General features: G+C 70.6%; 10 protein-coding genes. 9 read left to right on the top strand and 1 reads right to left on the bottom strand.

What is annotated here, in order from left to right; all coding sequences use genetic code 11:
• Window positions 1-6: 6 nt before the first annotated feature.
• Window positions 7-1,377 (top strand): MFS transporter, encoded by a 1,371-nt coding sequence (locus ACEN9J_RS24955; RefSeq protein ID WP_057590880.1) that lies wholly within the window; start codon window positions 7-9, stop codon window positions 1,375-1,377.
• 86 nt (window positions 1,378-1,463) lie between these two features.
• Here ACEN9J_RS24955 and ACEN9J_RS24950 read toward each other — a convergent pair whose 3' ends face one another.
• Window positions 1,464-2,159, bottom strand: a complete 696-nt coding sequence (locus ACEN9J_RS24950; protein WP_057590879.1) for a c-type cytochrome — start codon at window positions 2,157-2,159, stop codon at window positions 1,464-1,466.
• A gap of 150 nt (window positions 2,160-2,309) precedes the next feature.
• On the opposite strand from ACEN9J_RS24950, the gene ACEN9J_RS24945 reads away from it, so the two are divergent.
• From ACEN9J_RS24945 to ACEN9J_RS24910, 8 genes are all read left to right on the top strand, one after another.
• Window positions 2,310-3,164, top strand: coding sequence for an AAA family ATPase (locus tag ACEN9J_RS24945; protein WP_057590878.1), 855 nt, complete (start codon window positions 2,310-2,312; stop codon window positions 3,162-3,164).
• A gap of 13 nt (window positions 3,165-3,177) precedes the next feature.
• Window positions 3,178-3,426 (top strand): hypothetical protein, encoded by a 249-nt coding sequence (locus ACEN9J_RS24940; protein ID WP_261217665.1) that lies wholly within the window; start codon window positions 3,178-3,180, stop codon window positions 3,424-3,426.
• 23 nt (window positions 3,427-3,449) lie between these two features.
• Window positions 3,450-4,037, top strand: coding sequence for a GNAT family N-acetyltransferase (locus ACEN9J_RS24935; protein ID WP_413762330.1), 588 nt, complete (start codon window positions 3,450-3,452; stop codon window positions 4,035-4,037).
• A gap of 63 nt (window positions 4,038-4,100) precedes the next feature.
• Entirely contained in the window at window positions 4,101-4,316 is a 216-nt protein-coding gene (locus ACEN9J_RS24930; RefSeq protein WP_296731354.1) for an addiction module protein, read from the top strand.
• 4 nt (window positions 4,317-4,320) lie between these two features.
• The gene (locus ACEN9J_RS24925) at window positions 4,321-4,614 is read left to right on the top strand and encodes a type II toxin-antitoxin system RelE/ParE family toxin (protein WP_296731350.1); all 294 of its coding nucleotides are present in this window, start codon (window positions 4,321-4,323) and stop codon (window positions 4,612-4,614) included.
• Between the two features lie 3 nt (window positions 4,615-4,617).
• Window positions 4,618-5,805: a vWA domain-containing protein gene (locus tag ACEN9J_RS24920; RefSeq protein WP_057590875.1), complete on the top strand. Its 1,188-nt coding sequence runs from the start codon at window positions 4,618-4,620 to the stop codon at window positions 5,803-5,805.
• 135 nt (window positions 5,806-5,940) lie between these two features.
• Window positions 5,941-7,884, top strand: coding sequence for an autotransporter assembly complex protein TamA (locus ACEN9J_RS24915; protein WP_057590874.1), 1,944 nt, complete (start codon window positions 5,941-5,943; stop codon window positions 7,882-7,884).
• Window positions 7,885-7,889: 5 nt separating this feature from the next.
• On the top strand, window positions 7,890-11,981 hold the full coding sequence (locus ACEN9J_RS24910) for a translocation/assembly module TamB domain-containing protein (RefSeq protein ID WP_413762329.1): 4,092 nt from the start codon (window positions 7,890-7,892) through the stop codon (window positions 11,979-11,981).
• Window positions 11,982-12,018: the final 37 nt, after the last annotated feature.

Raw genomic sequence — 12,018 nt, 5'->3', positions numbered from 1 at the left:
CAACGCATGTCATCCCCCTCGGCTTCCCTGGACGTCCAGTCCTTCCTCGACCGGCATCCCTTCTCGGCCTTCCAGTGGCGCATCTTCGCGCTGAGCTTCCTCGTGGTGCTGCTCGACGGCTTCGACACCTCGGCCATCGGCTACATCGCACCCTCGCTCGCGAGCGAATGGGGCGCCAGCAAGATGGCGCTCGCGCCGGTGCTCAGCGCGGCGCTGTTCGGGCTCGCGGCCGGCGCGCTGCTGGCCGGCCCGCTGGCCGACCGGCTCGGCCGCAAGCGCGTGCTGGTCGGGGCGGTGCTGGTGTTCGGCCTGGGCTGCCTGGCCTCGGCCTTCTCGCAGAACATGCCGCAGCTGGTGGGGCTGCGCTTCGTCACCGGGCTCGGCCTGGGCGCGGCCATGCCCAACGCGGTGACGCTGATGAGCGAGTACTGCCCGAGCCACCGGCGCGCCACCATCACCAACACCATGTTCTGCGGCTTCCCGCTGGGCGCGGCGCTCGGCGGCTTCCTCGCGGCCTGGATGATCCCGCACCTGGGCTGGCGCAGCGTGCTGGTGCTCGGCGGCATCGCGCCGCTGCTGCTGGTGCTGCTGATGGCGGTGCTGCTGCCCGAATCGGCGCGCTACATGGTCGCGAAGAAGTACGCCGCCGAGCGCATCCGCGCCGTGCTGCGCCGCATCTCGGAGAGCGCCGCGCAGGCGCGCGCCTTCACGCTGACCGAGGCCGGCCCGGCGCCCGCGGACGGCAGCGGCGGCGGCCTCGCGCTGGTGCTCTCGCCGCGCTACCTCGTGGGCTCGGCCATGCTGTGGATCGCCTACTTCATGGGGCTGGTGATCTTCTACGCCATGATCAACTGGATGCCGATCCTGTTCCGCGAGGCCAGCGTGCCGCCGCAGACCGCGACCGTGATCTCGGCGCTGTTCGCGCTCGGCGGCGTGGGCGCCATCTTCTTCGGCTGGCTGATGGACCGCTTCAACGCCAACCTGGTGATCGCCACCGGCTATGCGCTGACCGCCGTCAGCGTCTACCTGATCGGCCAGTCGCTCGGCAGCCTCGCGGCGCTGGTGCTGACGGTGCTGCTGGGCGGCACGCTGATGAACACCGCGCAGTCCTCGATGCCGGCGCTGGCCGCGGCCTTCTACCCGACGCAGGGCCGCGCCACCGGCATCGCCTGGATGCTGGGCCTGGGCCGTTTCGGCGGCATCGCGGGTTCGTTCCTGGTGGCCGAGCTGGCCAGCCGGCAGCTGGGTTTCGCCCAGATCTTCGCGGTGCTGGCGGTGCCGGCGCTGATCGCGGCCGTGGCGCTGCTGGTCAAGCAGGTGGTGCACCCGCATGCGGCGGACGCCGGCCGGGGCGCCGGGGCGGTGGCCGGGCACTGAGCACGCCCGCCTCCCGGACAGCAAAAAGCCCGCGTCCGCGGGCTTTTTGCTTCTTGCGCAGGGCCGGCGAGCCGGCTCGCCCGCTGTTACTTCTCGGCGTGGTGGATGCGCGACTCGGGCACCGTCTTGAGCTCGCCCGGCACCGAGGCGATGTAGCTCGCGAGGGTCTTGAGCTCGGCGTTGCTGAACTTCTTCGGCTCGACCTGGCCGGCCATCACGGCGTTCGAGCGGCCGAGGTGGACGTTGTTCTTCACGCGGTAGGACTTCAGCGCCACGAACAGGTAGTCGGCATGCTGGCCGGCCAGCTTGGGCACGGTGCCGTCGTTCGGGGTGTTGAAGTTGGCGCCGTGGCACTTGGTGCAGCTGTTGTCCTCGCCGTTCTTCTTGATCAGCGCCTGGATGTTCTCGGGCATCGGCTTGGCCAGCGCGGCCGGGGGAGCGTCGCCTTCCTTCACGCCGAGCTGGCTGTAGTAGGCGGCGAGGTCGGCGATGTCCTGCTCGGTGAGCGTGTCGGCGATCGCGCGCATGGTCGGGTGCTTGCGGTCGCCGCCCTTGTAGGCGGTGAGCGCCGCCGTGATGTACGTGGCGCTCTGGCCCGCGATCATCGGCACCTTGTGGATCTCAGGGAAGCTGGCCTGGTAGCCGATGATGCCGTGGCAACCCACGCACATCTGGACCTTCTTGGCGCCGTCCTGGGGCTTGCCAGTGACTTGCTGGGCTTGTACCGACACCGTCCCGCAAGCGACAGCAAGGGCAAACATCGTGGTCAACAACTTGTTCATTTTGCGCGCACAATCTCGTGGAGATACCGTTTTTCGAACCAACTTTCGATTATATGCAAGGCTCTCGCGGGAGCCGGTGCGGGCCGACCCGAACGACGCACCTTGCCGATCGAGTGTGTTCTTTTCTCCACCACTGCCTCCCGTTCACGCATGAAATTCAAGGGCTCAGACAACTACGTCGCGACACAGGACCTGATGCTCGCGGTCAATGCCGCCATCACCCTCAAGCGCCCGCTGCTCGTCAAGGGCGAACCCGGCACCGGCAAGACCATGCTGGCCGAGGAGGTGGCCCAGGCGCTGAACCTGCCGCTGCTGCAGTGGCACATCAAGTCGACCACCAAGGCGCAGCAGGGCCTGTACGAGTATGACGCGGTGAGCCGCCTGCGCGACTCGCAGCTCAAGGACCTGGACGGCGGCGAGCGCGTGCGCGACATCCACAACTACATCGTCAAGGGCGTGCTGTGGCAGGCCTTCACGGCCGAGCAGCCGGTGGCGCTGCTGATCGACGAGATCGACAAGGCCGACATCGAATTCCCGAACGACCTGCTGCGCGAACTCGACCGCATGGAGTTCTACTGCTACGAGACGCGCGAGCTGATCCGGGCCAAGCACCGTCCGCTGGTCTTCATCACCTCGAACAACGAGAAGGAACTGCCCGACGCCTTCCTGCGCCGCTGCTTCTTCCACTACATCAAGTTCCCCGATGCCGAGACCATGCGCAGCATCGTCGACGTGCACTTCCCCGGCCTCAAGCAGGAACTGCTGGCCGCGGCCATGAAGACCTTCTACGACGTGCGCAACCTGCCCGGCCTGAAGAAGAAGCCCTCGACCTCCGAGCTGCTCGACTGGCTCAAGCTGCTGGTGGCCGAGGACATCCCGCTCGAGGCGCTGCAGAGCAAGGACGACAAGGTCGCCGTGCCGCCGCTGGTGGGCGCGCTGCTCAAGAACGAGCAGGACGTGACCCTGTTCGAGAAGCTGGTCTTCATGCAGCGCAACAACCGCTGAGGCGGCGCCGGTCATGCCTGTGCGGCCATCGCCTCCCGTCGGCCAGCTGCTGGTGCTGGGCGTGGCCCAGGCCGTGCTGTTCGTCGCCGGGGCGCTGCTCGGCCGCTGGGTCGGCCTGTACTTCGGCCTCGATGCCTTCGGCCCCAATGGCTACGGCAACCGCGAGATCTTCGGCATCCTGCTGATCGGCCTCGGCGGCGGCGCGGGCGTGCAGCTCGCGCGCGCCTGGTACGACCGGCGCTACGGCAAGCCGGCCCCCTGAACGACACGAGACACCGCGCAACCATGGCTTTCGTCGAACCCGTCACCCTGAAGTCGCGCGGCCTCGCGCTGGTGCCGCTCGCCCTCGCGCACGAGGACGGCCTGCGCGCCGCGGCCGCCGATGGCGAGCTCTGGAAGCTGCGCGTGACCTCGGTGCCCGAGCCGCAGGACACGCGCGCCTACATCGAGACCGCGCTCAAGACCGCCGACCGCTTCGCCTTCGCCGTGACCGAGGAAGCCACCGGCACCGTGCTCGGCAGCACCAGCTTCCACGACATCCTGCCGGCCGTGAAGCGCGTGGAGATCGGCTACACCTGGTACGCCAAGCGCTGCCAGCGCACCCACGTCAACACCACCTGCAAGCTGCTGATGCTCACGCATGCCTTCGACACCCTGGGCTGCAACGTGGTGGGCTGGCGCACCGACAACTTCAACCACGCCTCGCAGCGCGCGATCGAGCGGCTGGGCGCGAAGAAGGACGGCGTGATCCGCGGCCACGCGATGCGCCGCGACGGCACCATCCGCGACACCGTGATGTACAGCCTGCGCGCGGGCGAGTGGCCCGAGGTCAAGGCGCAGCTGCTCTACCTGCTGGCCAAGCCGGGGAACTGACCGGAACAACGATGTCTTGCCCAGCGTCGTAGACTGATTCGCGTCCTTTTAGGGAAGCCCGACATGAATGCACTTCTGGAAAACATAGCGGCCCTCGGCGTGCACGAAAAACTCCAGCTCGTCGAAGACCTCTGGGACAGCATCGACCAGGAACTCCTGCCTGCATCGAGCGCCGAGCTGAAGGCCGAGCTCGACCGCCGGGCCGCCTGGGCCGACGCGCACCCCGGCAGCAGCCGCTCGCTCACCGAGATCGCCGCATCCCTCGGCGTTCGACTCTGAGACCGTGAGCTTCGAGGTTCGGTTTGAAGCCCCTGCCCAAGACGACCTGCGCACCGCATTCGAGTGGTACGAAGTCCGGCAAACGGGCCTGGGAACGGAGTTCCTGCGCAGCGTCGCGGCAGCCTCGGAGTTGCTGGCCCGCGATCCCGAGCGTCACCCCTTCGCCAATGCCCCCTACCGCAGCGCCAAGCTGCGTCGCTTTCCCTATGCGCTGCACTACCGTTTCGATGGGCAGCACGTTTCCATTCTTGCGTGCCTGCACTATCGCCAGAGTCCGGCACGGTGGCCGAGGGCCTGAACCATGCTGATCGATTTCTTCTACACCCTGCGCTCGGCCAAGCTGCCGGTCTCCGTCAAGGAATACCTGACCCTGCTCGAGGCGCTGCAGGCCGACGTGGTGGGCCCGAATTCCGACGACGCCTACGGCCTCGACGACTTCTACTACCTCTCGCGCACCGCGCTCGTGAAGGACGAGAAGCACTACGACAAGTTCGACCGGGCCTTCGCCGCCTACTTCAAGGGCGTGGAGATGCTGACCGACTTCACCAAGGAAGTGCCGCTCGACTGGCTGCGCAAGACGCTGGAGCGCGAGTTCTCGGCCGAGGAGAAGGCCAAGATCGAGAAGATGGGCTGGGACGAGCTCATGGAGACGCTCAAGAAGCGCTTCGAGGAGCAGAAGGAGCGCCACGAGGGCGGCAGCAAGTGGATCGGCACGGGCGGCACCTCGCCCTTCGGCCACGGCGGCTACAACCCGCAGGGCATCCGCATCGGCGGTGCCGGCAAGAACAAGAGCGCGGTCAAGGTCTGGGACCAGCGCGCGTACAAGGACTACGACGACACGCAGGAGCTCGGCACGCGCAACATCAAGGTCGCGCTGCGCCGGCTGCGCAAGTTCGCGCGCGAGGGCCACGAGGAAGAGCTGGACCTCGACGACACCATCCACTCGACCGCAGCCAACGCCGGCTTCCTCGACATCAAGATGCGGCCCGAGCGCCACAACAACGTCAAGGTTCTGCTGCTGATGGACGTGGGCGGCACGATGGACGAGCACATCCAGCGCGTGGAGGAGCTGTTCTCGGCCGTGAAGACCGAGTTCAAGCACCTGGAGTTCTACTACTTCCACAACTGCGTCTACGACTTCATGTGGAAGAACAACCGCCGCCGCTTCTCGGAGAAGTTCGCGACCTGGGACATCCTGCGCAAGTACAACAAGGACTACAAGCTGATCTTCGTGGGCGACGCGACCATGAGCCCCTACGAGATCCTGCAGCCCGGCGGCAGCGTCGAATACAACAACGAGGAAGCCGGCGCCGAGTGGATCCAGCGCCTCACGCACGCCTTCCCCAAGTTCGCCTGGATCAATCCCGAGCCCCAGGGCGTGTGGCAGTACCGCCAGAGCATCTCGGTGATGCAGCAGCTGATGTCCAACCGCATGTACCCGCTGACCCTGCGCGGCCTCGAAGAGGCGATGCGGCTGCTCTCCAAGTAGCCGAAAAGACCTGCCGGCATACCGGGCCTTGACGGCCCCCGAGCCCCGGCCGCGCGGGCTCCTCGGCCCGCACATCCATGTATCCGAACGCGTCCGACATGGACGCGCCGGGTCATGCTGTCAGAATCGTCGCCCATGGTCAGGGTGGTTCGTGTCGTCTTGCCGGCGTTTTGGCCGGCATTGCTTTTTTCCGGGGTCCTGCTTCTGCAAGGCTGCAGCCTGCTGCCGAAAAAGGACGCGGGCGACTCGGCCGCGTCCACCCCCGCGCTGGTCAGCGACGGCGGCGACCGCGCGGCCAGCGCGTCCACGGACAGCGAGAGGGAGGGCAAGGACGGCAAGCGCCGCGATGCCTTCTCGGTCGACGTGCGCGGCCCCGACAGCGTGCGCGAGTACCTCTCGCTGCATCTCGAGATCCAGCGCTACAAGACGCTCGACGATCTCGGCGCGACCGAGATCTCGCGCCTGATGGTCGCGGCCGAGGCCAATGCGCGCGAGCTGCTCGCCACGCTGGGCTACTTCACGCCCGCGCTCACGCTCGAGCTGCACGAGACGCCCGCGAGCGACAAGGCGCCGCGCGAGATCGTGGTCACCGTCGAGCCCGGCGAGATCACGACCGTGAGCAACGTGCAGATCAGCTATGCCGGCCCGATCGCCGACGACCCGGCCGCCGAGTCGCAACGCGACACCATCCGCACCGCCTGGGCGCTGCGCGCCGGCCAGCCCTTCACCCAGCAGGCCTGGGACGATGCCAAGGGCGTCGCGCTGCGCAGCCTCACGGCCAAGCGCTTTCCCACCGGCAACATCGAGATCAGCCGCGCCGAGGTCGACGCCGACCGCCACGAGGCGCGCCTGAGCGCCACCTACCAGTCGGGCCCGGCCTACAAGTTCGGCCCGCTGCTGCTGCGCGGCAACCAGCGCTATGGCGCCGACGGCATCCGCCGCATCGCGCAACTGCCCAGCGGGGCCGACTACGACCAGCAGAAGCTGCTCGATGCCCAGCAGCGCCTGGCCAGCAGCGGCTACTTCGACTCGGTGTTCCTCACGCTCGACACCGAAAGCGGCACGCCGCTGGCCGCGCCCGTGATCGCGCAGCTGCGCGAGGCACCGCTGCAGAAGGTGGTGCTGGGCGTGGGCTTCACCACCGACAACGGGCCGCGGCTGTCGATCGACCACATCCACAACCAGCTGCCGCTGCTGGGCTGGCGCGCGGTGTCGCGGCTGTCGGTGGACCGCGACATCCAGTCGCTGGGCACCGAGTGGAAGGCGATCCCCGGCGACGACGGCTGGCGCTGGTTCTCGGGCGCCGAGCTCAAGAGCGAGCAGTCGGGCAGCTACGTGGTCGACAGCGGCCGGCTGCGCGGCGGGCGCAACAAGACCAGCGACCACATCGACCGCAGCTACTTCCTGCAGTACGACTACGCGACCAACCGCGGCACCGACGCCCCGCCCTCGGCCTCGGCCGTGACCGCCAACTGGGGCTGGACCGGACGCTACTTCGACGACAACGGCTCGCCGCGGCGCGGCTGGGCCCTCGCGCTCGAGCTGGCCGCGGGCTACACGCTGACCGGCCAGCAGTCGCCGTTCACGCGCACCTACGCGCGCTGGCTCGGCATCGTGCCGATCGGCCGGGCCGACGACAAGGACGCCGCCACGCTGGCGCGCCGCAGCCGGCTGCAGCTGCGCGCCGAGGCCGGCGCGGTGGTCGGCAAGGAGTCGGCGCAGATCCCCTCCACCCTGATGTTCCTGACCGGCGGCGACACCACCGTGCGCGGCTACGGCTATCGCGACATCGGCACCGTGCGCACCGACGGCCAGACCGTGGCGGGCCGCTACCTCGGCGTCCTGAGCCTCGAGTGGCAGCGCCCCTTCGTCTACAAGGACAAGCTCACCGACTTCGAGAGCGTGGTGTTCGTCGATGCCGGCGCGGTGGCCGACAAGCCCAGCGAGCTCAAGCCCAAGGTCGGCGTGGGCGTGGGCACGCGCTGGCGCAGCCCGGTCGGGCCGGTGCAGGCCGACCTGGCCTATGGCGTGGACACGCGCAAGTTCCGGCTGCACGTGCGGCTGGGCTTCACCTTCTGAGCACGATGGCGAGCGCAGCGACCGAGACCCCCACTCCACCGACGCCGCCGGCCCGGCGCTCGCGCACCCGCCGCGCCCTGCGCGCGCTGGCCTGGACCATCGCCGGCCTGTTCGTCGCGCTGCTGCTGGTGCTCGGCGCCGCCTGGTGGTGGCTGGGCTCGAACCAGTCGCTGGCCTTCGCGCTCGCCAAGGCCGCGGCCTACCTGCCGGCCGGCCAGACGCTCGAGAGCCGCGAGGTCACGGGCTCGCTGCGCACCGGCGGACGCATCGGCTGGCTGCGCTGGCAGAGCGAGAGCCTCGCGGTCGAGGTGCGCGAGGCGAAGATCGGCTGGCAGCTCGCGCCGCTGTTCGAGCGCAAGGTGCAGCTCGGCGAGGTGCATGCGGCGCAGTTGCTGATCGAACGCCGCGGCCCACCGAGCGACAAGCCCGCCGAACCGCTCGAGAAGATCGTGCTGCCGGTCGAGGTCGACCTGCCGTTCCGCATCGACGACCTGCGCTGGGCCGGCCCGCCCGCGCTGCAGGCGCAACGGCTCGCGGGCCACTACCGCTACACCGGCGGCGAACACAAGCTCGACGTCGACGGCGTCGACATCGCCGAGGGCCACTACAGCGCGCGCGTGAAGCTGCAGGGCGCGGCGCCGATGGCCATCGAGGCGACGCTCGACGGCCGCGTGAAGGCGCCGCTGCCCGAGGAACGCAGCCTCGAGGTGCTGGCCAAGGCCGGCATCCAGGGCACGCTCGCGGGCGCCGACGCGCGCCTGAACGTCCAGGCCGAACTCGCGCCGGCCGAGCCCGATGCCGACGCCCCGATGGAGGCCAAGCTCGCGGCCACCATCGCGCCCTGGCAGCCGCAGCCCGTGATCGCGGCCAAGGCCGACCTGCGCAACGTCGATGCGTCGAGCCTGTGGCCCGGCGCGCCGCAGACGCTGCTCACCGGCAGCGTCGCGCTCGAACCCGATGCCGCCACCGGCCCCGCCGCCTGGAAGGCCCAGGCCGACCTGCGCAACGCGCGGCCCGGCCCGTGGGACCAGGGCAAGCTGCCGCTCGAGCAGCTGCAGGCCCAGGTCGGCTACGACGGCACCCACTGGGACATCCCGCAGGCCACGCTGCGCGCGGGCGGCGGCCGCATCGACGCCGCGGGCCGCTGGAGCCCCGCGCCCGCGCCCTGGCAGGCGCGCGCCGACGTGCAGGGCGTGCGGCTGGGCGCGCTGTACAGCGAACTCTCGGGCGCGCCGATCAGCGGCCGCGTCACCGCGCAGCAGCGCGATGGCGACAACGGCGGCATCGGCTTCGACCTCGCGCTGCGTGCCGAGGGCGGCGCCGGCAGCAAGGCGCTGCCGGGCTTCGGGCTCGACCGCGTGCTGGCCCAGGGCCAGTGGAAGGACCAGGTGCTGGACCTGCGCACGCTGCGCGTCGACGCGCAGCGCGCCAGCGTCGAAGGCAAGCTGCAGGTGCGCGTGGCCGAGCAGGCCGGCAGCGGCAACCTCAAGCTCGCGATGCCCGGCGCCGAGGCGCAGGTCGACGCCCGCATGGCGCCCACGCAGGGCACGGGCGAACTCAAGGCGCGCATCGACGACACCGAGGCCGTGCAGCGCTGGATCGAGAGCCTGCCCGAGATGGCGGGCCTGTTCGCGGGCCGCGCCGCGAAGGGCTCGGCCCGGCTCGACGCGAGCTGGCAGGGGGGCTGGCAGAACTTCCAGCGCCGGCTGCAGAACCCCGCCGCGCCGCTCGCGCGCGGCAACGCCGAGCCGAGCCTGAAGGCCAGCCTCACGGTGCCCAGGCTCGACCTGCAGCTGCCCGCGGCACAGGCCGGCGCCGCCGCAACCCAGGTGCAATTGAGCGCGCTGCGCGCCGAGCTCGCGGGCAGCATCGCGCAGGCCACGCTGTCGCTGCAGGGCGAAGCCGCCACCGGCACGCAGAAGCTGGTGCTCGACACGCGCGCCAGCGGCGGCCTCGCGGGCGCCGGCCAATGGCGCGCCGCGCTCGCCAGCCTGCGGCTGCAGGCTCAGGACAGCGCCCAGCCCGCCACGCAGAAGTCGCCCTGGGTGCTCGAGCTCGGCCGCGAGGTCACGGCCACGGTGCGCACCGGCGGCGACCGCCTCGAGGTCGAGGCCTCGGCCGCCGGCGCCACCCTGCGCGGGCCCGTGCCCGGCACGGTGCGCATCGACTGGCAGCCGCTGCGCTTCAGCCAGAGCGGCGCCGCCGCCAACCGCGTGTTCCGCGTGCAGTCGAAGGGCGAGCTCAAGGGCCTGCCGATGTCCTGGGCCGAGGCCTTCGGCGCCAGCACCACCTTCGGCGAGCTCGGCATCAGCGGTGACCTGGTCTTCGACGGCGACTGGGACATCGATGCCGGCGACACGCTGCGCGCCCAGGCCCGGCTCGCGCGCCAGAGCGGCGACATCCGCGTGCAGGCCGGCGAGGCCGCGCTGATCACGCGCATCGAGAGCCGCGGTACCGGCACCGCGAGCGAACGCAAGATGAATTCCAGCGAGGCCGGCCTGAGCCCCAGCACGCCGGCCGGGCTGCGGCGTGCCGAGCTGCGGCTCGACGCCCAGGGCGAGGCGGTGCGCGCCACGCTGGCCTGGGACAGCGAACGCGCGGGCCAGATCGATGCCGAGGCCGGCACGCGCTTCCAGCAGCGCGCCGGCGGCTGGCAGTGGGCGCCCGATGCGCCGCTCACGGGCCGCGTCGCCGCCAGGCTGCCGAACCTCGGCGTGTGGTCGATGCTCGCGCCGCCGGGCTGGCGCGTGGCGGGCACGCTCGACGCCAACGCCACGCTCTCGGGCAGCCGCGCGGCGCCGCGCTGGAACGGCACGCTGGGCGCCGACAAGCTGGCGCTGCGCGCGCCGGTCGAGGGCCTGGACCTGCGCGACGGCCGGCTGCGCGCCAACCTATCGGGCGACCGCGTCGAGATCGCAGAGTTCACGCTCAAGGGCGGCGCCGGCAGCACGGCCCGCATCGCGGGCCAGAGCGGCAACCGCAGCACCGCGGCCAGCGAGGCCGGCGCCGATGGCGGCACGCTGAGCGCGCGCGGCGAGCTCAACTGGTCGGGCGCTGGCACCACCGCCGGCGCGCCCGGCATCCGCATGGCGCTGCAGGCCGAGCTGCGCGCGCTGCGCGTGCTGGTGCGCACCGACCGCCAGGTCACGCTGTCGGGCGACCTGCAGGCGCGGCTCGAGAACCGGCAGTTCATCGTGCGCGGCAAGCTCAAGACCGACCGCGCCGTGATCATCCTGCCCGACGAGACCGCGCCCAGCCTCGGCAGCGACGTGGTGGTGCGCTCGGCCGCCAAGGACCGCGAGGCGGCCGAGGCGCGCGAGCGCGAGGCCGCGCGCAGCGATGCGCAGGCGGCCCAGGCCGCGAAGCCGCAGACCGCGAAGCCGCCCGACATCTCGGTCGAGTTCGACCTCGGCGACGACTTCGCGGTGCAGGGCCGCGGCATCACGACCCGGCTCGAGGGCCAGCTCGACATCCGCAGCACGCGGCTCGACGCGCCGCCGCGCATCACCGGCGAGGTGAAGACCGTGAAGGGCCAGTACCGCGCCTACGGCCAGCAGCTCGACGTGGAGACCGGCATCGCGCGCTTCAACGGCCCCTACGACAACCCGCAGCTCGACATCCTCGCGATCCGGCCCAACATCACGCAGCGCGCCGGCGTGCAGATCAGCGGCAGCGCGCAGTCGCCGCGCGTGAAGCTCTATTCGGAGCCCGCGCTGTCCGACGCCGAGACGCTGTCGTGGGTGGTGCTGGGCCGCGCCTCGGCCACCAGCGGCGGCGAATCGGCGCTGCTGCAGCAGGCCGCGCTCTCGCTGCTCGGGCGCATCAGCAAGGGCGCCAGCGGCGGCAGCCTGGCCAGCCGCTTCGGCCTCGACGAACTGGGCTTCAAGGGCCCGGGCAGCGGCGGCGACGTGCGCGATTCGGCCGTCACCTTCGGCAAGCGGCTGTCGAAGGACTTCTACGTCACCTACGAGCGCAGCATCGGCGGCACCTTCGGCACGCTGTTCATCTTCTACGACCTCACGCAGCGCCTCACCTTGCGCGGCCAGGCCGGGCAGACCAGCGGCCTCGACCTGATCTACACCGTGAAGTACGACTGAGGTTCGCATGCGGCGCGCGCGTCATGCGCGAAGCCGC

The organism is Variovorax sp. Varisp41 (assembly GCF_047325085.1).
GTDB lineage: Bacteria > Pseudomonadota > Gammaproteobacteria > Burkholderiales > Burkholderiaceae_C > Variovorax.
The sequence above is the reverse complement of the archived record's forward strand: the minus strand, read 5'-3'. Positions and strand labels throughout refer to the sequence as shown.